Origin of the sequence: Methylicorpusculum oleiharenae (genome assembly GCF_009828925.2) — a bacterium.
In the GTDB taxonomy this organism is placed as follows: Bacteria; Pseudomonadota; Gammaproteobacteria; order Methylococcales; family Methylomonadaceae; genus Methylicorpusculum; species Methylicorpusculum oleiharenae.
In genome coordinates, this window is record NZ_WUTY02000001.1 from 4,296,720 (window position 1) to 4,321,519 (window position 24,800).

The following is a 24,800-nucleotide window of genomic DNA, read 5'->3' on the forward strand; positions in this document are numbered from 1 at the left end:
TAACCCCCTAACCCACCCTTTTCATTTGACAGATTCCGTCCCATCGAACGAGCTACTGAGTAAAGCAAAATTTTACGCGTTACAACAAGGCAATTTTATAGCGGCCGAACAGTGCTTTCGACAAACCTTACAACAATCCCCTAATAATGCCGAGGCTTTGGCGGGTTTAGGTCAATGCCTTTGTTGGCGAAATCATAATGCAGAGGGCCGAAAATTATTAGTTAAAGCGGCCAAGCTGTTATTAAGAAAACCTGATAAATCCCGAAGTAAAGCGTTATTAGAGCTATCAGAACAATTACAAAGGCAAGGAGAGCTGGATTCGGCACACCAGCTAGCCAGAACCGCCGTGCAATTCTTACCCCGAAGTGCGGCCGCCTATCATAATCTGGCAGCCTGCCTGCATAGAATGAATCAACTCCATCAGGCATTGACCCAGGCACAAAAAGCCTGTCAATTAGCCACAACCAAAGATGCGTCAGGTTGCATTATTTTACTCGCCATCATCGAGATTGAATTAAAGCAATGGACAACAGCAAAACAGCGTTTGGAAAAACTGCTTGAGACGGAATATGAACCGGAACAGCGAGCCAGGGCCTGCCTGGAATTGGCGAAAGTCTATGACAAACAACATCGTTACGGTGAAGCGTTTGACTTGATGAGCCAGGCAGGAGAACTGTCTCGGCTGCTACCCGCCATTCAGCAATTTGATGCTGAGTCTGTTTTCCAACAAATTGAGTCGTATAAAATCGGCTTCGACAAGCCCTTATTGCAGCGCTGGTCATTATTAGCGTTAAATGATGCTCAACCCATCCCGGTCTTTTTAGTTGGTTTTCTCCGTTCGGGCACTACATTAACTGAACAAGTTCTGTCTGCTCACCCGAATGTTTTGACCTCCGACGAGAACAGTCTTATTCAGGAAGTCATCCGTGAAATGGAACACATATCCGAAATAAGAGGTAATGTACCGGTTGCATTAAGGCGTCTGGATAAAGATGATGCCCGGCACTTGCGGCAGCTCTACTGGAGGCGCGTTGCAGAGGAATATGGCCCGCAAGCATTGACTCTTCGCTTTATCAACAAAGTGGCATTGAACAGCATTGAAATAGGGTTTATCAGCACGCTATTTCCTGAAGCCAGGATCATTTTCGCATTGCGGGATCCCAGAGATATTTGTATCAGCTGCGCTCAACAAGCTTTCAGCTTATCGCCCGGTACTGTAAATTTATTGTCTTGGAAAGGCATAGCGAGGCAATATGCCGCCGTTATGGATTTATGGCTAAATCTGCGCGATCTAATCCAGCCCGACTATCTGGAACTGCGTTACGAGGATACCGTGCTTGATTTTGAAAGCAGTTTTAAACGCGTTTTTAACTTTCTTGGTTTGGACTGGACGGAAGAAGTGAATCAATTTCACGAAAAGACTGCTGGTCGATTCATTGCCACGCCCAGCTTTTCTGCAGTTGCTCAACCCTTATATGCTTCCGCCCTGGGCCGCTGGCAAGGCTATAAGGACTGTTTTGATGCAATTGAGCCAATTCTTGCGCGTTATATTAAAACGTTTGGTTACGGAACAACAAAATGACAAACTTAAAATTACCTTCAAAAAAAAGCCCGCTTGAGAAAATCTTAAGCGGGCTTATAAGCCTAAATTATTTTAGAGTAATATTACGCGCTTTTGCGGCGACCTAATCCAACCAACCCTAATAGAGCAGTACCGAAAAACCATACAGCAGCAGGGACCGGAACCATTGCCGGCGCAGCTGATACATCGAATGTAAACTGTTGTCCCGTTCCACATACGGCGGCGGGTGTTACATTGGTTGGGCAGCTGCCTCCTGTAGCAATCAGATAATTACCGGCTTTTAAACCGTATAAAAGCATCATCGCATAATCGCTGGTAACGCCCGCCATAGCATTACCATTTCTGTAATAATCATTAGTAAAACTGGTACTTGAAGCTGAAGGATTGGTCAACCAAGACAAACTGGTAGTATTTAATGCGCCGTTAGAAACGCTATCAGTTACGGGATTACCGGTATTTGTTTGATTACCTCCAGCAAGAGGTTCAGTAGAATTGATTAAAGTGTAAGCCGGCCCGGAGTTGACATAGCCAATCCAGCCGTCATGACCATCCAGCACACCGGCGGCGCGAATCACTTCATTGGTAAGCACAGTGGCTGGATTACCCGTACTATCCAAAGCCACTTCATTGGGCCCACGCGTTGGATTCCAGGCATGTCCAATACCGACTACCGAGCCCGTATCTATTGAGTTTGCACCCGCTGTCCAAATTGCAAAAGAAGGATTATCAATGGCTACAGATCCTGATACGCCCAAATTACCTCGGCCCGTCATCTGCAACTGCACATCATACGTTTTGCCATCAGTAATATCCTGGGCAGAGCCTACTGTTAACGTTAAAAACCGTGCAGTATGAACCCAACCCTGATTTTGTGCTTCATAGTCAGAGAACGCTTTGAAAGGCGTTGTGTGATTTAATGAAATGTCTGTACCCGTATAGGTACCTAAGGAAAAGCTATTATAAGCACTGGCCTGAGTGGAAAAACCGGCCATTACCGACAATCCCAATGCTGCAATCACCGCTTTACGAAGTTTCTGTTTTTTTGTTTGGTACATGTTTTTTGCTGCCTCGAGAAAATTAAAAACAAGGCACACTAACCGCATGCCCGTTAATCTTTTGATTTGAAGATAAATTAAGTTCTGATGAAAACCAAAACTATTCCCGGTATTACTTTTAAAAGCTTAAATTCCTTTACAACTTTAGAAAAAGTTTGATCTTAGATAATCAAACTAAAATAAAGCATTTTCCATTCCACCTTTAAAATTTATTTTATTCAAGTACTTACGTTACATTTATAAAATCGCAAGCTCATAATGAGCCATATACCTCATTAACTGTGTGATATGACACATTATTTTAATGTGGCATCCATTCACAACCCTGATTGAGACGAGCCAACCGGAAGGAAACAAAACTTTGCAACCTTAGTAGACAGATACTGTTCTCACACACTCTTGAATGAATTAACGACTGTCTTCGCATGATATTCATCACACCAGTAACAACGAACCCGGAAATTGCAGCCATCAAATACGTTTGTTGTTTAAACTTTGTTTTTTCGTAAAATCCAGCGTAGGTTGGGTTGCATGCTTTTCGCAACCCAACAATTAATGCCATGACCTTGAAATGTTGGGTTGGCTATCGCCAACCGCAACCTACACGGCGCATCACCTTAGCTTTATTACTTCGCTGAATAGTTACGTTTTTTCAACACAGGGAGAGCCATAACAGCAGAAGCAAATAACCACAAAGCTGCAGGAAGGGGAACAGCAGTCGCTTGAGCATAACTCAGAATGTTAGCGTCCAGGATTACAATCTCCTCATCACCCGCTAAAAGACCAAAAGAAAAAGATTCTTTACCTTCAATTAACTGCTGATTCACGCCGCTATTTAAATCCGCCCAGGCATTGGCATAATCATTACCGGAAAAATCACCTTCTACGTGCTCATACGCGATAGAAACCGTTGTCACAGCAGCTTGGCCTTCAGCATTTGCTGATAAGCTGTAATCAATCGTCAAGCCTATATCGTAGTCAAATCCAGATTCGTTAATAAACAACAGATCAAACAAGGCAAAATAATTAACCGTCCCGTAACCATTTGACACAGCCCCATCCACTTGAAATGTCTTGGAAAAACGACGTCCACTACTCAACATCTCGGATGATTCAGGCGTTAAAGGCTTTGCTGTGACTGAGCCATTCCCATTTAACGCGAAGTCATTAAAGGTTTGCGAGTCATCCAAAACGAATGAAGCAAACACGCTTAAGCCTTCTAAATTTGCTGAGCCATCCCTGTTGGTAATACTATCGATAGTAAAATTTACTGTCGCATTTCCACCAAAGGTACTTACCGCCTCTGCGTTTGAGGCCGTCAACAAAAGCAAGCCCGCCAAAAAAATCATAGGCGACTTTTTTGTGTTGCTGATAATGTGATTTTTCATGTCATTTTTTCCAAAAATATAATTGAGCACCGGCCTGATTGAAACCGCCCAGTGCTCTTGTAATTAATCGGCAAAATTTGCTTCAAAGGACTTTATAGGATCAACTCTTCCATTTGCGCCAACAGCAGGAATAACTTCAAATTCCTGTTTGGCGAATTCTGAACTGATAGGATTGCCCGTTTGCACAGACAACTCATCGCCGCTATGTCCATTAGGAATGACAATTTCAGGGTGATCAAAAGGCGCCCGTTGGTAGCGAACCCGCTCATCGGTTAACGTTTTCAAAAAAGCTATTAAATCAGCCCGAAGTGTTTCGTCGTATTGGAGATCTGACATCGGAAATATAAAAGAATGCGTATTATTGCTGGCAAAATTTCCGGCCCGGCTGTAAAACTCGATCACTTGTTCCAGAGTGGCCATACTGCCGTTATGCATGTAAGGACCTGTTAACTCAATATTTCTGAGCGTTGGCACTTTAAAGGCTGCTTTGGTTGCAGTATCTATTTTTTTGGATGAAGGATCATTAAGATTTAAAGTTGCTGCGCCTTTAGTAGGGATAAATGCCCAAGAGGATTTTCCTACGCCGAGACAGTTCTGATCGCCATTTGGATCGGCCAATAAGCCATCAACCAATGTAAAATGGTTCACGTTACTTACGGTTGCATTCCTGGCAAACGGCGAAACGAAATCACAAGAGCGCGTTTTGGTGACCCCTGAATCCATTAAGCCTGAAGAAGCAATTCCGCCGGTGGTATCGCCCGCCAAATAACGGCGATATTGATCAGAAAATGATAGCGCATTACCCAATCCATCAACACCACCCAGTCCAGGATCGCCGTCCGGATCTGCTACACCTGTGTTAAAAAACCCGAAGTCCATCAACTTGGCACCACCGCCAAGTCGAGTGTTATCATGACCGATCACATTTCGCGACAAGTTGGCGCCATAAGATGCCGGCAAAGGCCCGAAAGCTTCAGGATCGGCTTCTAATGTCATTGCATTTGTAACGATGGCGGCAGAGGTTAAAACAGCTCCGGCGTGACACGCGTTGCAGTGCAGCTCTCTAAATAAGTTAAATCCGCGCAACTCTGACTCATTGAGATCAATGGGCATAAAGTCGGCATCCCGTCGACTCATATCAATGGGGGCTTGGTCAGATACCAACGTGGCCTGATAAAGCTGTAATGCCAGACCAAAAAACATGGAAAAATTAGCTTCCATTTGATTGTAAGGTAACTCACTGCTAGCGGATGGAGCACCAAACTCGCCGATGCGCGTGTAAGACCAATACTTCTGATTAAAGGCCTTTTTTATCATGGCCGAATAAGTGGTATTGAGCCCTGGCTTTAAAAGACTTGATGTGCTGAGGCTCAGACTACCCAAGACGCTATCCTGGTAATGCACTTTCTGGTTTTCCAGAGGACGCCGCGACAACAACTTTCGCCCTAGAGCTGAAAACGTGCGGTTCCGGCAACCCATTTCCAGCTCATCCATTGGCGGCCCTAATGCCAGTGAGGCCAGTGATGAATTTACAAGCTGCAGACGTTCTTTTTTTACCGATCTTGTATTGACCTTAATCCATACGCCAGCATTGGGATCTCTATTTCCCCAGGGACTACTGCCATTGAAAGTATTGTTTGCACGGCCATCCCAAAAATTTCGGTGATTAAAAATAGCGTTAATAACAGTCGGTGTATTTCTTGGCTCAACCCGGCGCGTACCGATACCGTTAACATGATAAATTGGATCGGCCGCTCTATCACATTGATCGACAGTGCTTCCTGTTTTGGTAACACTTTTAAATTCGCCGCTAAACGTTCCGGCAGAAGAAACAACATCATCACTGCTGAATTTAACAACACCTGTTAAACCATTTTCAGGAAGCTGGAAAGGATCCTCAAATTGGTGAAAAGGAAAATCGTTTTTGGTCAATGTATAATTAGGACCGCCTGCCGCACCCGAAGCAGTTGTTTGAAACGTTTGACCTGAAGGTTTGGGGCTTCGCAAACCCGGATTTAGTTGATTTTTTACTCTATCATCAGCACCGGCATGATAATGACAGGACGCACAGGCCATTCCATCACTACCGACATTCATATCCCAAAACAAGGCTTTACCCAATGCAATAGCCTCAGCTTTGTTGACCACAATAGGATCAGCCCCATCCAGCAATCCAGGCACAGGCGGGATAGGCGCTCCTTGCAAAGAAGCGGGAAAAGGCCCGTGAGCATTCACTTCTTGCGTAAGCATAATGATGCTTAATAGGATAAATGTTTTGTTAAGTCGCATGTTGTTTCCTTAGAACGGGTATTTTTTATAATTCGTTTTCCGGGAATTACAAAGCAATAATCCTGCCACGAAAAAAAATATTAAGCCCTTGATTTATTTTGGCTTTACAAATATGAACAAGTATATTTTGCTAAAAAACTATGTTATATAACTTATTCAGCAAAATAAGGGGTAAGGATATGAAGTAAAGCGGAGGAATTTGTCGCGAATTCTTTCTGAAGAGAAATTGATCGCTCACCGAATTTGAGCGTTTTAAATGAAAATGTATCTCTAATGAAACTTTAGATTACTCAACACAACCTTATTTCGCCCCTCAGACTTGGCTCGGTACATGGCATCATCGGCTGCCTTGATCATATCGGCATAAGTAGCAAAGGATGCGTCGTAAACGGCTACGCCAATACTGACTGTCAATGCATGACCACGAAAACGTTCACTGAGTAGTTTGCCTCTTTGCTCGATTTCGTTTCGGATACGCTCTGCGTAGTTAAGAGCGCCTTTGGAGTCTGTATCGCGCAATACAAACAAAAATTCTTCGCCTCCGTAACGACCGATTAAATCGCCGGGACGCGTCATTGATCGAAGGATATCTGCTACGATTTTCAATGCATCGTCACCGGCCTGATGCCCGCAATCGTCGTTAAATAGCTTGAATCGATCGATATCAATAAAGCCCAATACCGTTTTTTCAAGCATCGTCTTACCGCTTTTAAAAAGCTTGTCCAAAAATTCATTGATAACGCGCTTGTTGAATAACTGACTTAAAGGATCTATTTGCGATTTTTTTTGCGCCAGCCGGTAAAGTTGGGCATTTATTAAAGCCACACCCAATTCACTGGCAATAGGTAACATCTCGAATAATAGATGCGCTTGTAAGGGTTGATGCGTCAGAGCATTATCCACATAGATGAGACCCTCCATCCGCTGATGACGCAGAACTGGCAGCACAATACATTCATCAACTGCAAGACGGTGCAGTATTTTCTCATCGTCAACACTTTCATTTTTTATCAGCACCGGCTTTTTTGTGCGTAAACATTTCAGCAGTTGACCACTGATTGAACTTATCGGTATTTCAAATTTCCCCAAGTCATGTTGCAGAATCGAACTCGGCCACCAATAAGTTGCAACCATGCCTCTTAGCTTGGGGTCGACTTTAAGCATCATGACCCGGTCCACATGAAAATCATTATGTATTGCCTCAAGCGTCCAGGGAATAAATTCATCGGGATCAAGACTTCGATGCGGAATTGTCAAACTTGAAATATTAGGCGCGATCAGGTCTACGCTTTTTGGTTTGATTCTCGTTTTACTATCACCAAAATACGATAACTTTAAAGTTGTTTTTACCAAACTTGCTCGCAGGCGGCTCGCATTTGGAAACTGGATGCCGTAAAACTCGCGTGTGTTCAGCATATCTTTGTCCACTTGTTCCAGCAGACTTTCCAAATCCAGTTTATTGATATCGATAATTTTAAATACCTGTTCCGGCAGCACCGGCACACTCAAATTTGCCGCTGAACCGATGCCCTGCATACAGGCTATGTAGTTTGAGAAAGCAATGATCGCAATTTCAATTTGATACTGATTATATTCGGAAGAAGGGGCCGGGAAATCATGATGAAACGCAATGATAGCTGTTAAAGCTGAGGGTAAATGCCATTCCAGACAAAAGTGATGGCCAATTTCAGTGTGAGACAAGCCAAAAAATGTCTTCTCACTCTCCATTTGGGCACAATCTGTTTTTTCCACTACCGATAAATAATCGCTGTATGAGACCTCACCGTAGTTTTCCAGAATGACTTTACCAATGTCGTGCAATAACCCCCCTGTATACAGCATATCCGGATCCGGATATCTTAAAGCTACACCGATCCTTTTACTTAATGAAGCAACAAACAGACAGTGTTGCCAGAAAAATAATTGGTTAAAAAGACTTTTAGTTCGATTACGGATCAACTTGTTGTACATCAATTGATCCATTGCCGCTTGCCTGACTGCAGAAAACCCCAGCAAGTTGACGGCATGTTTTATCGATGTGATTTTTTTGGGGAGGCAAAAAGCAGCAGAATTGACTATCCGTATTACTTTTGCCGCCAAAGCGGGCTCAGTCTCTATGACTCTGGACAAATCCTTAACTTTAGACGTGTCATCATTGGTCAGCTTTAGTAATTTAATTGCAGCTGCCGGAATTAGCTGTAAATCTTTGACGGGTTTTTTAAGAATAGACCTTGCTAACCTGCCGGTTCTTGTTGAACTGTCAGTTGTATTGTCAATTTCAATAATATTGTCATTAGACATGTGATAGCGGCCCGTCTTACAAAAAATGTTATAACATCTGAACGTTGAGATACGATTGGATCAATTATGACTGAATTAGAGCATCACTACGGCGAATATCATTAGGACACGTCAAAGCCATTGATCCCAAACTGCGAGGGCACAAACCATGAACGTACTTGCTCAACACCCCCATTTTATTGGGTGTAGGATGATTTCAAAGGACGCATGAAACCATCCCTGTAGCTCTCTGCAACATCGGTGTTGCAGAAGTTCTTTCAATCACCTACACCCTCAATGCCAAGCGGGCGAGTAGTTTCCAATGAACTATAGTTTGATTTCATTGCAGAGTGAACGCCATGCTCAAGTAACATTAGCAGTCAATCGTTATAAAAGGAATATTCAACTTTTGCCCTTATTTCCATTTTTCATCCCTAAAAATATGAAATAAGTTTATTTGAAATTTAAATCGATAAATGAGAACCGTGATACGAAAAAATAAATCCAGTTTTTTTGCTGGATTTAATCTGAAATCACATTAATCTGGGCGGGCAAAGGAAAGAAATCTAAGTACTCTCTCCTTTCTCAAAATTTTACAGCGTGACACACTTATAATTTTTGCTTTCTAGAAAAAACTCCCGCAACAAAGTTTTGCGGGAATTAACATATTAAAAGTAAAATAATACATGTGTTTTATAAGAAAAAAATAATTGCTCTAACCTTCAATACTCATTATTTTTTTTGAGATCGAAGCCTGCGACTCATAATAATGTTGCTATATATCGCTGATATTGCAAACAGAACAGTTGAAATAATAAATTGGCCTGAAATAAATGCAAAAATACCTGTAAAAAACATCAAGCCAATAATAATTTCATATTTGTTATAACTCATAATTTAATCCTCGCGGCAGTTTTTCACTATGTGTTTGAAAACACAGGTTAAACTATAAGTAGGTAAGTCAAACTTAGCAACCCGTCATAAATTAATAGATTGTTTACTGAACAAAAACAATTTTAATTTATTTCACCTTCAGCATTTCGGAAAAACCTTTCAATTACCTTGCAAAAATTGTCGGCTAAGGTTAGTGTTTTAAGAAACTAATAGGATCTTTAATTATCGCCGGATAATTAATTCTATTTTCAACTAGCGGCGTATTCCAGCTAACGCTTACCCCAATTGTTTTCCATTTTTAAGCTCAAACGGCAAAGCTATCAATAAAATTGAAAGATCTCTATTTCAAAAGAATTTTAATCATGACGAGTTAAGCCTTTAGACTGGGTTAATCTTGGTAGAACCTTAATTTGACTGTTACTTCTCGCATCCCGTGTTTTTAATCGATAAAATACTCCCTAACTTGGATGACTTAAATAACTACCAAAGGCGGGTGATGACACTTTCTCAATCAGGACTCGATCCCAGAGTCAATCTGTCACAAGAAGAGATGCTTGATATCAGCCGGCAAATCAGCCAAACATTTTCACCGGACCGGAACGAAAACGTATCAAAAGTACGGATAAATAATGGCATACGAATCAATCCGCCCAACCGCAAGCATGCTCGTTCAGCTCCAGGTCCCGGATTAAAACTACCGACCAACGAGTTGCTGGAGATCAGCCAGGCCGTCAGCCGGGATTTTGCTCCGTCACGCAACATTGAAAAACCGGAGCTGTTACTCATGCCTGTAGATCCTCATCATGTTCATGCGGTATGGTCTGTTGAACCCGCACAACTCAATACTCAAACTAACACGCCTAACCCTCCACCTTTAACGCTCAGAATTTACTGGCTTCCCGATAATTCGATATCTTTTAACAATTCCAACTTATTTTTTGACATCCCGCTCCCTCAAAATAAACACAGTCAAAGAATTCGGATTCCAATCTCCGACACAGCATATACCGCTGTTATTGGAGAAAGAGGCACCAGTCATTCGCTACAACCTGTCGTAGAATCCAACATTGTCCGAGTCCCTGCTGATAATGTGTATTCTGCTGTCAATACAAATAATCGTCATGATGACTTACCTGAACACGAACATACTGATGAAAAACACCGCTTAAAAACCGATTTTTATCCAAAGAATGCGCGTTTTGTTTCCCTAGCTAAGAAAGACCAGAATGAATATCTGTTTTTCACAAAAATGAGCATGCTCCTGGAACAAAATCAACAAGACATAATTTATAGTAACGAGACATGTTCATCTTTTTCTCAGACTCGCTCTGAACACTTTATTTTGAATTACTTTGATTGATTAACAGGATATGAAAAAAGGATACTTGAGCATCATTCTTCACGCGCACCTGCCTTTTGTGCGCCATCCGGAGTACGACAGTTTCTTCGAAGAAAACTGGTTATTCGAAGCCATAACAGAATGCTATCTGCCTTTGTTGAATGTTTTAGAACGATTGGAAAAAGACCGGATCAATTATCAACTGACGCTCTCTTTATCGCCTACATTGATATCCATGCTCTGTGATGCGTTATTGCAATCACGGTATCTTGATTTTTTGCACCGGCAGATAGAGCTTGCCGAAAAGGAAGTCATCAGAACCCGCAACCAGCCCGAATACCAAAAGCTGGCCCGTCTTTATCGACGTTTCTTTGTAAAATCCTGCTCCGATTATCAGGACCGCTATCAAGGCGATCTGGTCAAGCAGTTTAAACGGCATCATTCGCTGGGTAATTTAGAGTTGATAACCACCGCAGCCACGCACGGCTATCTACCTTTGCTGAATACCAGTGAAACCGCCGTCCGCAATCAGATCAAAGTCGGAATTGACACGTTTAAAACCCATTTGGGTTTTGCACCTACCGGATTCTGGTTACCCGAATGCGGATATTATCCGGGCCTTGAAGACCATTTAAGAGAAGTCGGTATTGCTTATTTTTTTGTTGACAGCCACAGCCTTTCATCGAGTGATTATTCGATCAAACAGACGGTTTATTGTGCACACAGACTAAATAACGGAATCGCTGTTTTTGGCCGGGACCCTGCCTCTTCAAAACAGGTTTGGAGTGCCCAGGAAGGTTACCCAGGAGATTCTAGTTATCGTGAATATTATCGAGACATTGGCTTTGATCTGGACTTGGAGTATTTGGGGCCTTACATTTTAGATGGCATTACCCGCATCCAAACCGGTATCAAATACTATCGCATTACGGGCAAAGACAGTGAAAAAGAGCTGTATGATCCCAAGCAGGCAATCAACCAGACCTTTTGTCATGCCCAGCACTTTATCCAGCAAAAACTAGAGCAAATCGATACGCTGACAGACGAAACAGCAACACCGCCGATCATCGTCGCCCCTTTTGATGCCGAGCTGTTCGGCCACTGGTGGTTCGAAGGGCCTTTTTGGCTAGAGCACGTTTTGCGCTTGGCTGACAACCCGGCTCACGGCTTGACGACGACAAACTGTCAGACTTATTTAGAACAATTTGAGGGAGGTCATGTCATAACGCCCAAAGCCTCATCATGGGGTGAACACGGCTCTTCCGAATACTGGATTAACGAGAAAAATGACTGGATTTACCCGTTTCTTTATAAAGCCCAAGCGCAGATGGAAAAACTGGCCAGTGACCTTTCCCGTCTGACAGTTGATAATTTACAAGAAAGAACATTAAATCAAGCAGCAAGATCTTTGCTACTAGCCCAAGCGTCAGACTGGCCGTTCATCATGAAATCAGGCACAGCAGTCGAATACGCTAACAAACGTATTACGGACCATCTGGCCCGATTTAATTATCTTCATGACAGTATCCGCAAAAACCGTATTGACGAGCGCTATCTTATAGCTTTGGAAACCATGGACAATCTGTTTCCGGACATTAATTTCAGAACGTTCTGCCCTAAAAAAAACAATACGGCACCCTATTAAATCTGGAGACGGACAGGAAAATCCAATGGATGACACACCTTCAAGCCACGAATTGCATCATGAAATATTCGGTTCCATCCTGGATAGAACCGAGATGACGCCCTATTTATTGTTACCGGCAAAAGACTATTCGACAGCCCTGAAACAAGCCGCAAAAATGATGGGCAACCGCGGTTTTGATACGGTAAACAATGATGAACTGCAAGCCAGCGAGAAAATCAGGGCCACGCAATACATCAAACAAACTTATAAGTATTTTTTCAATTGGATGTTTCCTTTTGTAAAAAGCCAGTTGAACGCACTTTGTGAAAAGGCGGGCAATAATCAGACGCTTTACCGGCAGTGTCTTATAACTATCGGTCAATTTGAATTAACGTTAAATGATCCTGAGTTTCAATACTTGACGCTTGAAGATCCCAGACATCTTTTCTTGTTAGCCTCTTCGGGTAAATATCCGAAGGTATTTCATGGTTATCGTGACCAGAATAGGGAGGTTCCGAAACATTGGCAAGAAACCGCCTGCGCATTACTGAAAATGTGTCATTTGATCAAATCGGTTGAGGAAGACAGTCAGGATATCAATGACTTCGCCCAATTGGGCTTTTTTTTAGCCAGCGAAAAACAAAGCCTGGATGATTTGTTTATTTATGACTGGGAAAACCCGCGCCATATACCCGAAAGTGAATCAGCTCAGAATGCATTCGTTAAAATATCCACTTTTTTCCATAAATTAAACGAATCCATTTGCCATCATAAAAATCATGGCTACATCGTGTTCGATAGCGGTGACGGCGTCAGAGTGAAAATTATCGAGATCAAAGCCCGTCTGAAAAGTCCGGAGAGCATGTTTACAAAACTTGGCAAAGACTTAGAAGGCGAAGCCTATGATATCCGAGATATTTTGGCGCTGACCTTTATTCTCAAGGATAAAAACGATACTTTAAAACTCTTTCATGCGCTCCAAAAAAGAGGCGTTATCTTGCAGGAAAACACGGCATCCCATTCGATTACACAAACACTCTTCGACACGCCGGGAAGCATGAAGGAAGCGGTTAGAAAACTGATGATCAGCTTATCCAGAAGCGCCGGACGGCAGGATGAACCGGATGAAGAAGAACTGGCAACCCAGGCACAGGCGTTTTATGAAGCACTGAGTGTCAATGCCGCAAAGAACGAACATTCCTCGCAAGGCCATAGAAAATTTCAATGCAAAATAACGTTCTCCTTACCCATCCATAGAGCAACCGATACGCATGAAATCCTGATCCCCGGAACACCTTTGTACGCCGGAAGAAATCAAATCAACAAAATTACCCAGCAACATACCTTAGGTGTTGAAATCAGAATATCTGACGAACAAAGTTGGCGAACCTCAGAACAGAAAGGCGAATCACATCATAACGCCTACAAATTTCGTCAAATTCTGGCCGTCATGAACAGGATTTTTAAAAACCGGTTTTATTTTACTGAAGAAAATATTGCTCAGCTCAGACAAGACCAAAATCAACTGTTCAGTTAATTCCATCACAAAGCATCCGCTTTATCTTGCTTAGGTTATGGGCGTGGCGGCACGTTTTTTCAAGATAAACGCAAAAAAACCTCTTATTCCCTCGCTTAATTTTGTGGGTATAGAAAATTAAAACAGGTTAAATAACACAACGCTCTGTGTCATATGCCCTGTTGCGAGAATAACGCTTATCCCTCCCTATCAAAAAACACTGAAAAACCTTATATTTAAATCAATAAGTCTTTGTTTTATATTTCATTGTTTACATAATGGCCACAATATTGCTAAGAGTTATTTCAAAGAATTTTGTAACTATTCAGCGCGACAGACTTGCCCCCCCCCAAGAAAAGGCTGGGATGAGGGAATAAAATGAAGAATTTTTTCCTTATTTTTAACGCCCATCACCCTGCCCTCTCCGGCTGGAGAGGGACTTTTGTGCTTCGCTCTGAATAGTTACAGAATTTTAAACACACTCCGTTATACGTGTGAACGAAGGCTTGTTGATTGCGCTGAACATCCCTCGATTATTGAGCCTCCTTACTTTGACTTCTAGCCCATAATTTTAAAGCATGAATAAAAAAAGAGCTTACACGCTAACAGGCGTTATGACGATCATCGGTATAACCGCATTTTTCTCTTTACAATCTTCAACTGAATTTAGCAATGAACCGTTACTGGGCCACGGCAATAAAGACGCATTGAGCACGATATACAGCAACTGGAAAAGCAATTATGAAGCGAGTGGCGGCAGCCCTACAACGCTAAAAATTCCCTTAGCTTATTCTCGCATTTTTTCTGAAACGCCGACTTTGGCTCGGGGACTATTCAAGCTGGATCTTATGAAAGGCGATATATCAGTCCAGGTAAAAGGGCTCGACAACAAACGCTATGACTTATGGCTAGTGGATAACAAAGAAGGCGATCAACAGACAGTAAAACCCGAACCGGCTGACGGCTATTACCGGATTGGGGAACTGAACCACAAAGACAACTCTGCCGAGCTGATTACTCAATTAAAAAAAGATGAACTGCAAAACTTTAAAATAGATATGCTGGCCATCACACCCGCTGGCATAAGGCCGGATCAATCGATTGTCATCAGCGGAGCACCTGGTGCATTACAACGCTTGTATTATTCAGACAAGCTATGGACTTTGACTCAAGTGGGTGAAGTCATTTCAAAACCTTATTCAAAAATACCTTTTGAATTTTTATTACCCAAATCCGCACAGGCAGCAAATCACAAACAAACCAACCTGACCAGCGTACTCGGTGCAGAAATCGCCGAAGGACGCAGATTATTTATCAATGAAACCTTCAACGGTAACGGCCGCACTTGCGTTACCTGCCATAGACTGGATAACAACCATACCATTGATCCCAAATACATTGCCAAGCTGCCTAAAAATGATCCTTTATTTGTTGCCGAGACCAGACCTGCTCTCAAGGACTTGGAAAAACCCAGACTGATGCGGGAAATGGGCTTGGTGCTGAGCAACATCGATGGATTTGACAAGCCCGGCGTCATGCGAAGTGTCCCTCATTTGCTGGCACTGTCGACCAGCATCACGACAGAATTGGTCGCCAATAAAGGAGAATTCCCGCAAGATGAAGAATTTGAACATGCCTTGGGTTGGTCAGGTGATGGATCAGTGGGCAACGGTTCGTTGCGTGAATTTACCATCGGGGCAGTGGTTCAGCATTTTCCAAAAACGTTAAACAGACAGCCGGGTAAAGATTTCCGCTTGCCTACCGACGCTGAATTAACTGCAATTGAGCTTTATATGCTGTCGTTAGGCCGCAGTGAAGACTTAAATTTGAGCAAAATGACCTTCAAATCAGAAATAGTGCAGCGAGGAAAAGTTTTATTCGACACTAAAGAAAATCCGGTTGACTCGTCAGGAAAACCGGTTTTCGGAAAGTCAGCTAACTGTAACGGATGCCACTCCAATGCGGGCGCAATCAGTTCCACGACAAATGGTAATCCAACCCGTGATACCGGGATAGAAATGATGATGGATCAGGCCGCAGTTCTGCTGGATCCGGACACACCGATGGACGGCGGCTTCGGGACAGATCCTCACGGTGATTGCAGCAGCCTTTTACGCTCGCAACAGGAGGAAGATGCGCCTTGCAATTATGGTGAAGGACGTTTTAACACCCCCACTCTGGTCGAAGCGGCTGACACAGCGCCCTTCTTTCACAATAACAGCGTCAGTACGATAGAAGAAGCGGTTGCCTATTACAACACAGAGGCATTTAATAACTCACCCGGACACCTCACCTCTTCTCGTAAAGATCGCCAAGTCAAGATAGGCTCATCGCAGGTAGTGGCAGTTGCTCTCTTCCTTAGAAGCATCAATGCTCTGGAAAATATTCGAAACTCCAATCATTTGCTGGATCAAGCCATGAAGCTGGATGCCGCAAACGGAAGAGAAATGGTCAAGCTCGCGATGGCTGATACCGAAGACGCGATAGAGGTGCTGACTGAAGGACAAATATTACCTTATCCTGAAGCGGTAAAAAAATTGGAAGCTGCCTATAGACTGGAAGCGACAGCGGCACTGTTACAAGTCCCAACCATTCGGAATCCCATGCTGAGAAAAGCCAGAAACTTAAAGTCGGAAGCCAACTCACTGATAGTCGATATTGCCTCATAATTTTTCCTGATTATAAAAATGTTTCGGTTCTAACTCTTTTCCCCTAGCCGACCGCGTCATTTCGGCAGTGATTGCCGAAATCCAGACCATCTGGATAGCTCGAAGCTTACCCTACATGGCACTGGATGCCCGTTTCCGGACGGGCATGACGGGCTCTTATTGATTTAGCTGAAACAGCTTGCTAATCAGGTAATATTATTGACTCACACAATACGCCAATGGCACTTACTGCGATTGGTGCTCTATGTAATAATCGGCCTGGTCCATAGCGGTGTATTTCCCAGACACCTGCAGTAATTATGTTCCGAAACTAACTAATCACGGCTATTAAATGCTATACACCTATCTGATCGAAAAACGGCAGCAATTACCAATGTGGCTCCAAAAGAAGGAGGCAAGATGAGTTTGGCAAGGATGTCGATAGCATTAAAGCTGCCTCCAAACCGCACAGAACGTGTTCAGAACGATCCTCAAGGCTCATCCTGCACCATTAAGAAAGTCGAACGATTTTCAGTATGAAAGAAATAAATCACCTATCAACTGTCACTTTGATGAACTAGAATATCTCTTAATTTTTAAATCTGGAAAGAATCATTTCATCCCCCAAAATTCACAAAAAATACAAAAATTTTCAAAGAGATGTCAATCTGTAGGCCGTCACTCACAGTATGAATAACTGAATCAATACAACACCCTGATTTCTTTTGAGTCTATCTTGGTTTTTCGTAGACTAACAACGGATTTTAGGATAAAACCCTATCAGATTAGCAACATTGGCCACCTTGTTTACAGCAAATAATTGAACGGATCACTTGGAAATAAACGTTCTGAAGCCAGAGAAAGAAGGCGCTCACCTTGCCTACACGCGCTCTTTAACCTCTCCTTTTGGAGAATACTAGGATATACATTTGAATTTCCAGAACATGGATCATGACCTTTATTGCATTAAGTTTGCTTTGGAAGAGTGATATCGTTTAGTTAATGATTAATTTGCAAATAGAGTTGGGGCTATTTTAATATTTGGCATTAATGATTCCCAGAAACCCTGCACTTTATCTCTAACCTGAAAAAAGTGTCACGATAACTTCTATTCTGATATTCAGCATTTTGGCTAACGTCTCTTCCGGCCTGCATGACAAACTATTTAAACCACTACTTTCATAAAACATAGGGACCTCCCAAATGATAGCTGTACAATTTATCCACCGGTTACTGCTGGTTATCACGCTCGCACTGCTGACGGCCTGCGGCAGCTCACAAGAGCGCGAGCAAAAGTATCTTGAAAAAGCCCAGTCCTTTTACGATCAGAACAATCTTGAGAAAGCCCGTGTAGAGCTAAAAAATGTTCTGCAAATCAACCCCAAAAACATGGATGCTAATTTTCTTTTGGCTCAAGTCGAAGAAAAAAGCCAAAATTGGCAAAAAGTATTCGGTTTATTATCCGCCGTTGTCGAAGGCCAACCGGACCGTTTCGATGCTCAAGTTAAACTGGGTAAATTATTTTTAATCAGCGGCAACGTAGAGAAAGCGGAAGAAAAAGCGGATTTAGTCCTGGCAAAAGCTCCTGAAAATATCGATGCTCTGGCATTAAAAGGCGCGATATTCCTACGTAAAGAAGACCCGACCCAAGCGAAGGCGCTTTTTGAAAAAGTCTTGGCACTCGAACCGGGCCAACAAGACGCAACCTTATTAATGGTGAAAATTCTGGGTGACGAGAAAAAAATTGATGAGGCATTGCAGTTAGTAGAATCGGCTTTAAAAGTCCATCCTGATGCGATTAATCTTGCGTTGGTAAAAATCAATATTCTTTCTGCTCAAGGCAAAAAAGATCAGGTTGAAGCCGAGATGAAAGCCTTGGCAATGCAATTTCCGGAAAATGAAAATTTGAATTATGGGTTAGCCAAGTTTTATGCATCCGATAAACGTATTGATGAGGCTGAACAGGTATTAAACAATTTAATAACTAAACTGCCAGAAGCTGATGGCCCCAAGTTAGCTTTGGTCGATTTTTTGATCTCACAAAGAAGCAAAGACATAGCTGAAACCAAATTGCAGGCCCTAATCAAGGAAAACCCAAAAAACTTTAGCCTGCGTTTTGCCTTACTCAGAATCTATCAGGATCAACCGGACCGTATCAAAGAAGTTCTGAATACCATCGTTGCTGATGATCCCGGCGGTAAACACGGACTTGAAGCACAAACTCGATTGGCCGCCATTGCAATCAGTGACAAAGACATGGAAAAAGCCCGTGGGATTCTTGAAGAAGTTATCAAAGCCGATCAGAAAAACAGTAATGCGCTTTTGATGAGGGCGGGCATCTTTCTTAACGAGAAGAGCTTTGACGCCGCCACGGCCGATTTAAGAACCGTATTGCGTGATGAACCGGAATCCGAAAAAGCCCTGCTATTGCTGGCAAGCACCCATCTACAAAACGGAAAAATCGATTTGGCCCGTGAATCTCTTGAGAAAATCCTGGCTATCAATCCCAAGAATCTGATTGCGTCACGTGACTTGGCCAGATTGATGGTAAGACAAAATCAGGCTGACGCGGCATTAGCACTGTTGGAAAAAACGCAAACCAATAATGAAAAAGATGTCGAGACTGTCGTTATGCTGGTCGACTTATACGGGCAACGTAAAGACTGGCCTAAAGCTGAAGCCGCAGCCCATTCATTGCTCGACCTTAGCGATAATAAAGAATTGGCCCATTATAAAATAGCCCAAGTCAATTTAGCTCAAGGAAAAACAAAAGAAGCAGCGGATGAATTCAAAAAAGTATTGGAAATCAAACCCTTTGCTATCGACGCTGTCAGCGGATTGGTTAACAGTTACCTGGCACAAAAAGACATTAAACAAGCTGAAAAAACGCTGGATGAGATATTAGCCAAACAACCCGAAAACGGTGCTTTCCTGTCCATGCGTGGCGAAATATATCTCAAACAAAACAAATTTGTCGAAGGTGAGAAGCTTTATTCCAAAGTGGTAGAACTTTATCCTAAGTTTGAACAAGGCTATCGCGATTTGGCTTCTGTTTACTTAAGACAGGAACAAACCGATAAAGCACTTAACGTTTATCAAAAAGGATTGGGCGTCTTACCCGATAGCGTTCAGCTATTAATGGAATTTGCAGCGATTAATGAAATCACCAAAAATACCGATGCCGCAATGGCTACGTATGAAAAAGTGCTCACACTTAAGCCTGAGCATCAGCTGGCAACCAATAATTTAGCCGCATTACTGGCCAACAAAGGTGGTGAAGAAAATATTAAACGGGGATTATCGTTAGCGCAAACCTTTAAAAACTCAGATTTCCCGTCATTCTTGGATACCTTTGGCTGGTTGAGTTATCTGAATGATCAGACAGATGATGCAGTGGCCGCATTAGAAAAAGCCGTTGCGAAAGAGGCGAGAATTCCCGACCTTCATTACCATCTGGGTATGATCTATCTGAAAAAAGGGCGTAATGAAGACGCTAAACAAGCATTTGAAAAAGCACTTTCCCTTAACACGGCTTTTGATGATGCAGATAAGGCAAAAACAGAACTTGAAAAACTGAAAACAGGTTCATAATCCTTAATATAGTGGGTTGAATCTATCACCGCCATTGATGCGAGTGATAGATTCAACGGTTTTAAAGTTAGCTCTGTTTGCCTCACAACACGCGTTAAATCTCAGGGCTTATTCTGTTACAAGAAAGCTGCATTATTCAGTAGCTTCCCGTCAACTTGGTTTTAGCAATAAACCGAAATCGAAAAATTTCAGGTCATATCCCACAATTTTTGTATGTGTCTGCGTCATATGACACATTATTGAGTTTTCTCTTTTCCCAAATAAAATGTTCAGAAGCCTCAATCAATAAATCGGCTTTAAAAACGTCACTTCTCTATCAAATGGTTATTTTAATTTCAATATAATCAATTGCTTATTCTCTCATCAAAAAAATAAAATCCACATCCGCTTATTTGATAATTATTGGCTCGTTAATTGCCTTTATGAAAGTCATACTGACTTAATCGATGATATCAGTAGATCGCCACACCTGTTGCGAGACAGGGCCGGAAAGCCTATGGGTCTTGAATCAATTGACTTCAAGATAGCCGGGTCGCCTCCTTTTAAAAAGGAGGTCTGCTTAGCTTTGCGTTTTAATGAGGCCGGCAGACATCACTTCTTTTATTAGCAAATAAACCATGAGGGTTCTAAAAGTGATGACAACTAAATTAGCAAAAGCTGTATCTATGGCAATTGCAGGTTCAGCCTTAACAATCGGTTCAATATCAAGCGCATCTGCGCATACGATGTACAACACAGAAATACGAACTGGCGTTGATAGTAACGGAATACCAAATCGTATATCTGGTACAGACGGTTTTGTATATGGCTTTCAAAATGCCAATTATCCTAACGTAACAGGATGGGTAGGCACCGGCACTGGTATTTCCAGCAATCTGCCATTCAACTACTCCGGCAAAGCTCATTTGAACTGGGCCGCCGAATTGCATCATGCAGGCAGTTCTTTGGAAATCTCCAAAGCCGACGCTCTAACTCGATACGGCTCGTCAATCAGTGATGCAGAAATTGATACCGGCGCAGGAGCATGGCAAGATGCAGGAATAGATGGCAACGGCAACCCTACAGTAAACGGACCTACCGGCTGGAAGCATCAAACCGATATCGGTTTGATCAAAGCCGAAGAAACCATGTTCATAACGCTCAAACCCTCAGTAGTCACTGGAACAGGCTTTGATATCCAAAACTTCGGTATCACTGTGTTTACTGGCATGGATAAGAACACTGGTGATTACAGTCACCATGGCTCGTGGAACTGCCCAGGGTGTCTTTCAGGTGGCAACCCCGCACCAAAACCCTATGATGCCAATGATCCATTTGGCACCCAAGGGTTAACCTATTTGATCCACGACGCAACTGTAGATGGCTTGAATGGCTTGACGTTCAAGGCAGTTGCAGGACAAGAGTATTCTGTATACATCGGTGGAGCAGGCGTAGGCCGCTGGAATGCAAACGTCGCTGACTATAAACTGGAAATAACCACTTCAGCTGTCCCAATCCCAGCTGCCGTCTGGCTGATGGGCAGTGGTCTGGTAGGCTTGATGTCATTTGGCCGTAAAAAAGAAAAAACAGCTTAAATTACACCCGTTCCAAAATGAGCAGTTCATCTGCCGGACCGCAGGACATTATCTCAGCGGTTCTTAAAGCCTGTTTAAGTCACAGGCCAATCAGAACCTCAAAACCGGCAAGCCAAGGATGGCTTTTACTGCTTTAAATCAGGAACTCACTTTAATGACAATACAAAGCGAGTTGCTACTGTTCAATTATTCTTGATCGTAAAACTTTGCACCATCTAGGTAAATTGAGATAACTGATCGCTAACCTTATTCGTTGAAATTTTTTTATCCAGCACAACATCAAAGCGCATAATTCTACCCTGAGCTGTTTTTGCATAAGTATCAAATACGTGTGAAATAGACATCGATATTTCCTATTAAAACGGGTTGCCCTTGGAAAAGTGAGTTCCATCTATTTATTTAATTAAGTATTTAAAGTATAGGAGGATAGCAGCGGTAACTAGCAGAGCTTAACAACTAAGCATTATCCGTCATGTACCTGACAGATTTTTTCGTTATCACGATGGGTTTGCGGTTCTTTTGTTAATCCACAGCTGGGGTATCCTCAAAAAATTCGCCAAGGACCAGCGTCCTTGGCGTAAGTTTTAGCCATTTAATTGTTTGATCAATGCAGCCAATTCATCTTGACCGGCTGAATCCAGTGGGAGTAACGGTTTGCGCGGAACACCTGCGTCAAATCCGCGCAATTGCAGGCCGGCTTTGATCGTCGTAGGTAAACCACCCTTAAGAATAAATTGCAGCAATGGGAGCTGTTTGTAAAATACTTCGCGCGCCTGCTTTAAATCACCCGCCAGGCTCGCCTCATACAGCTTCAACGGCCAGGCAGGAATCAGGTTGGGCGCAGCCGTGCACCAACCGGCAGCGCCTGCGGCAAAAGCTTCCAATGCCAAGGGATTACTACCGTTATAGAAGGGGATTTCTTCATTGGAAAGCTGGGAGATTCGATGCATGCGTTGAATATCGCCAGAACTTTCCTTAACCATGGTCACGTTATCAATCTCCTTGATGATGTGCACGATTAACTCGGGAGACAAATCCAGACCGCTGGTAGCCGGGTTGTTATAGAGCATCACGGGAATGCCGATAGCCTCGCTGATTGTAGCGTAATGCTGAAAAATTTCCCGTTCCGTCAGTTTCCAATAAGAAATAGGTAAAACCATTACCGCGTCTGCACCCACTTTTTCGGCAAACTTTGCTCGGCGCACTGCGTTTTGAGTAGTCAGATCGGATATCCCAACCACTGTCGGTACTCGTTTCGCGACTTGTTTTACCGAGGCCTCCGCCACCGTATTCCATTCCTCATCGGTTAGGTACGCACTCTCGCCAGTGCTGCCCAGTGGAGCAATTGCATGAGAGCCATCCTGGATAAGACGATCAATTAATTGCCCTAGTAGTTTTGAAGCAACGCGTGCTGATTCAATCTGGAAGTAGCTTGGTCAAGACCGGATTTTATGTGTGTTATCGAACAGACACCCTCAAAGGAATCGAAAATAATTCGATTGACACCGTACTAACGGAAAGGCATCTAAATCACTTCTTTAAAAGACTATCCTCCATGACTCAAACCCAATGTCTTGCCGTGTTTCCAGATGCCGGCGTCCAGAAACGCGGTGACAATTTTGAAAACCATGAGTTATTTACCTATATCAGGGGGTGACTTACTTGAAACCGAACACGACGTGTCTAAAAATCGGATTACCTTGGAGAAATTCCAAAGCAATCCATTCAGATTGCGAATGCCTCTCACCAACCCGGAGGGGTTTTATCGTCATTATGTCGAACTAATTGATGATCCTAAAACACTGGATCGCATGACATCGATGCTTTGCTCTATCTGTAAATTTGCCCGTTACGAATAGAGGGGCATTAAAGGCGCAGGGGATGTCGTTCCCGATAGAGCGCATTCAATTTCAGTAGAAGACCAAATTTCCTGCGTCCATTTAGCTGAAGAAACGTGCCCTGTACGTTTGTTCGACGAGCTGTTGAAAAACCGCGGCCTGGAACAGGTTGAGTGGAAATTAGAGTGGTCAAATCGAGCGTGGGTTGGCCGATCCCGTTTTCGCAAGAATGTTGATGATCGGGTGCAGACCCTGCGGCACTCCAGTGAGACAACTGCGTCGCTTATTTCAACCACGTGCTTGACAAGAACGGCACGCAACTGGCTCTGTTTCCGTATAACGACGCCGCCAACTGAGAGTAAGGATGCGAATCAGCTGAGCGTGAGCATGGCTGACCAAGAGCCGCCTCTCGTTAATCTTCTTTCCACTGAAGCAAAGGCGAAATATGTAGAAGGTCACAATACAATCAAAGAGGTTTCACGAAGAATACAGGATGACGGTTACAGAGAGGGCCATGGCCGGCGGAATGTGGCTTTGGTCGGTGATTGGCGTATTGCTGGCAATCCTGCTGGTCGTCGTTATCCTCAAACGGTCCAAAAAATAAGTCGGGCCGCGGCATTACTGATACGTGAACTGTAAACCATGAAAGGAGAACCGCTATGCTAATCAAATTAACGACGAATAAATCAGTGAGTGACACTGCGAATGCCTTACAGGCCGCCGTTCAGGCGAACCATTTTGGCGTCATGCAGGTTCATAACCTAAAAGACACCATGACCAAGAAAGGCGTGGAGTTCACCCGCGAATGCCAGATTTTTGAGGTGTGCCAACCTCAACAAGCAAAGAAGGTGCTCGATGAAAACATGAGTGTCTCCACCGCACTGCCATGCCGGATTTCCATTTACGAGGAGGACGGCAAAACGGTAATGGCAACATTGAAGCCAACCACGCTTCTGGCGATGTTCAACACGCCCCAACTGGCAGAAGTGGCTCAGGAAGTGGAAGACACTATCGTTAAAATCATGAACCAGGCTGCGTTGGCCTGATCGGCTCAGTCTTTAATGTTCTGCGGGTTTGGATCCTAATCACTATTGCCGGCAGAAAGTCGTATCAAAACCCGCTCAAAGTATTGTGGAGGGCGGTAAATCAGGGTTTGGAAGCAATCCTAAATAAAGCCAG

16 protein-coding genes and 1 riboswitch are annotated in these 24,800 nt (G+C 43.2%); of the genes, 10 read left to right on the top strand and 6 right to left on the bottom strand.

The window, feature by feature from the left end:
• Positions 1-25: 25 nt before the first annotated feature.
• A complete protein-coding gene (locus tag GO003_RS19260; RefSeq protein WP_159653939.1) occupies positions 26-1,582 on the top strand; it encodes a tetratricopeptide repeat-containing sulfotransferase family protein in 1,557 nt (518 codons plus the stop codon).
• An 83-nt stretch (positions 1,583-1,665) separates the two neighbouring features.
• On the opposite strand, the gene GO003_RS19265 is transcribed toward GO003_RS19260, so the two are convergent.
• The 4 genes from GO003_RS19265 to GO003_RS19280 all read right to left on the bottom strand — a co-directional run bounded on the left by GO003_RS19265 (position 1,666) and on the right by GO003_RS19280 (position 8,615).
• Positions 1,666-2,637, bottom strand: a complete 972-nt coding sequence (locus GO003_RS19265; RefSeq protein WP_159653941.1) for a VPLPA-CTERM sorting domain-containing protein — start codon at positions 2,635-2,637, stop codon at positions 1,666-1,668.
• 626 nt (positions 2,638-3,263) lie between these two features.
• Complete coding sequence (locus GO003_RS19270) at positions 3,264-4,025, bottom strand: hypothetical protein (protein WP_159653943.1); 762 nt, start codon at positions 4,023-4,025, stop codon at positions 3,264-3,266.
• 63 nt (positions 4,026-4,088) lie between these two features.
• Entirely contained in the window at positions 4,089-6,314 is a 2,226-nt protein-coding gene (locus GO003_RS26440) for a cytochrome-c peroxidase (protein ID WP_206444608.1), read from the bottom strand.
• A 270-nt stretch (positions 6,315-6,584) separates the two neighbouring features.
• A complete protein-coding gene (locus tag GO003_RS19280; protein WP_159653946.1) occupies positions 6,585-8,615 on the bottom strand; it encodes an HDOD domain-containing protein in 2,031 nt (676 codons plus the stop codon).
• Positions 8,616-9,984: 1,369 nt separating this feature from the next.
• Between GO003_RS19280 and GO003_RS19290 the strand changes: the two genes are divergently transcribed.
• The 6 genes from GO003_RS19290 to GO003_RS19315 all read left to right on the top strand — a co-directional run bounded on the left by GO003_RS19290 (position 9,985) and on the right by GO003_RS19315 (position 21,783).
• Complete coding sequence (locus GO003_RS19290) at positions 9,985-10,848, top strand: DUF4912 domain-containing protein (RefSeq protein ID WP_231089094.1); 864 nt, start codon at positions 9,985-9,987, stop codon at positions 10,846-10,848.
• 10 nt (positions 10,849-10,858) lie between these two features.
• A complete protein-coding gene (locus tag GO003_RS19295) occupies positions 10,859-12,472 on the top strand; it encodes a glycoside hydrolase family 57 protein (protein ID WP_159653952.1) in 1,614 nt (537 codons plus the stop codon).
• Positions 12,473-12,497: 25 nt separating this feature from the next.
• The gene (locus GO003_RS19300; RefSeq protein ID WP_159653954.1) at positions 12,498-13,991 is read left to right on the top strand and encodes a hypothetical protein; all 1,494 of its coding nucleotides are present in this window, start codon (positions 12,498-12,500) and stop codon (positions 13,989-13,991) included.
• A 557-nt stretch (positions 13,992-14,548) separates the two neighbouring features.
• Positions 14,549-16,639: a hypothetical protein gene (locus GO003_RS19305; RefSeq protein ID WP_159653957.1), complete on the top strand. Its 2,091-nt coding sequence runs from the start codon at positions 14,549-14,551 to the stop codon at positions 16,637-16,639.
• Positions 16,640-17,821: 1,182 nt separating this feature from the next.
• Positions 17,822-20,209 carry a tetratricopeptide repeat protein gene (locus GO003_RS19310; protein WP_159653960.1) on the top strand — a complete coding sequence of 796 codons (2,388 nt, stop codon included), beginning with the start codon at positions 17,822-17,824 and terminating at the stop codon, positions 20,207-20,209.
• Between the two features lie 452 nt (positions 20,210-20,661).
• A riboswitch (cyclic di-GMP riboswitch) is annotated at positions 20,662-20,749 on the top strand.
• A 95-nt stretch (positions 20,750-20,844) separates the two neighbouring features.
• Positions 20,845-21,783 carry a VPLPA-CTERM sorting domain-containing protein gene (locus tag GO003_RS19315; protein WP_206444609.1) on the top strand — a complete coding sequence of 313 codons (939 nt, stop codon included), beginning with the start codon at positions 20,845-20,847 and terminating at the stop codon, positions 21,781-21,783.
• Positions 21,784-21,998: 215 nt separating this feature from the next.
• Here GO003_RS19315 and GO003_RS19320 read toward each other — a convergent pair whose 3' ends face one another.
• Together GO003_RS19320 and GO003_RS19325 are read right to left on the bottom strand one after the other, a co-directional pair.
• The gene (locus tag GO003_RS19320) at positions 21,999-22,127 is read right to left on the bottom strand and encodes a DUF2024 family protein (RefSeq protein ID WP_159653963.1); all 129 of its coding nucleotides are present in this window, start codon (positions 22,125-22,127) and stop codon (positions 21,999-22,001) included.
• Between the two features lie 240 nt (positions 22,128-22,367).
• Positions 22,368-23,204, bottom strand: a complete 837-nt coding sequence (locus GO003_RS19325; protein ID WP_159653986.1) for a dihydrodipicolinate synthase family protein — start codon at positions 23,202-23,204, stop codon at positions 22,368-22,370.
• 207 nt (positions 23,205-23,411) lie between these two features.
• Between GO003_RS19325 and GO003_RS19330 the strand changes: the two genes are divergently transcribed.
• The 3 genes from GO003_RS19330 to GO003_RS19340 all read left to right on the top strand — a co-directional run bounded on the left by GO003_RS19330 (position 23,412) and on the right by GO003_RS19340 (position 24,667).
• Positions 23,412-23,642, top strand: coding sequence for a hypothetical protein (locus GO003_RS19330; protein WP_231089095.1), 231 nt, complete (start codon positions 23,412-23,414; stop codon positions 23,640-23,642).
• Between the two features lie 366 nt (positions 23,643-24,008).
• A complete protein-coding gene (locus GO003_RS19335; RefSeq protein ID WP_231089096.1) occupies positions 24,009-24,260 on the top strand; it encodes a hypothetical protein in 252 nt (83 codons plus the stop codon).
• A gap of 20 nt (positions 24,261-24,280) precedes the next feature.
• Positions 24,281-24,667 carry a DUF302 domain-containing protein gene (locus GO003_RS19340; RefSeq protein WP_159658896.1) on the top strand — a complete coding sequence of 129 codons (387 nt, stop codon included), beginning with the start codon at positions 24,281-24,283 and terminating at the stop codon, positions 24,665-24,667.
• The last annotated feature ends 133 nt before the right edge of the window (positions 24,668-24,800 follow it).

Excerpts from the sequence above, each read along its gene's own strand:
- GO003_RS19265 (WP_159653941.1), bottom strand. The coding sequence starts at position 2,637 with ATGTACCAAACAAAAAAACAGAAACTTCGTAAAGCGGTGATTGCAGCA.
- GO003_RS19270 (WP_159653943.1), bottom strand. The coding sequence starts at position 4,025 with ATGAAAAATCACATTATCAGCAACACAAAAAAGTCGCCTATGATTTTT.
- GO003_RS26440 (WP_206444608.1), bottom strand. The coding sequence starts at position 6,314 with ATGCGACTTAACAAAACATTTATCCTATTAAGCATCATTATGCTTACG.
- GO003_RS19280 (WP_159653946.1), bottom strand. The coding sequence starts at position 8,615 with ATGTCTAATGACAATATTATTGAAATTGACAATACAACTGACAGTTCA.
- GO003_RS19290 (WP_231089094.1), top strand. The coding sequence starts at position 9,985 with ATGACACTTTCTCAATCAGGACTCGATCCCAGAGTCAATCTGTCACAA.
- GO003_RS19295 (WP_159653952.1), top strand. The coding sequence starts at position 10,859 with ATGAAAAAAGGATACTTGAGCATCATTCTTCACGCGCACCTGCCTTTT.
- GO003_RS19300 (WP_159653954.1), top strand. The coding sequence starts at position 12,498 with ATGGATGACACACCTTCAAGCCACGAATTGCATCATGAAATATTCGGT.
- GO003_RS19305 (WP_159653957.1), top strand. The coding sequence starts at position 14,549 with ATGAATAAAAAAAGAGCTTACACGCTAACAGGCGTTATGACGATCATC.
- GO003_RS19310 (WP_159653960.1), top strand. The coding sequence starts at position 17,822 with ATGATAGCTGTACAATTTATCCACCGGTTACTGCTGGTTATCACGCTC.
- GO003_RS19315 (WP_206444609.1), top strand. The coding sequence starts at position 20,845 with ATGACAACTAAATTAGCAAAAGCTGTATCTATGGCAATTGCAGGTTCA.
- GO003_RS19320 (WP_159653963.1), bottom strand. The coding sequence starts at position 22,127 with ATGTCTATTTCACACGTATTTGATACTTATGCAAAAACAGCTCAGGGT.
- GO003_RS19330 (WP_231089095.1), top strand. The coding sequence starts at position 23,412 with ATGAGTTATTTACCTATATCAGGGGGTGACTTACTTGAAACCGAACAC.
- GO003_RS19335 (WP_231089096.1), top strand. The coding sequence starts at position 24,009 with ATGGCTGACCAAGAGCCGCCTCTCGTTAATCTTCTTTCCACTGAAGCA.
- GO003_RS19340 (WP_159658896.1), top strand. The coding sequence starts at position 24,281 with ATGCTAATCAAATTAACGACGAATAAATCAGTGAGTGACACTGCGAAT.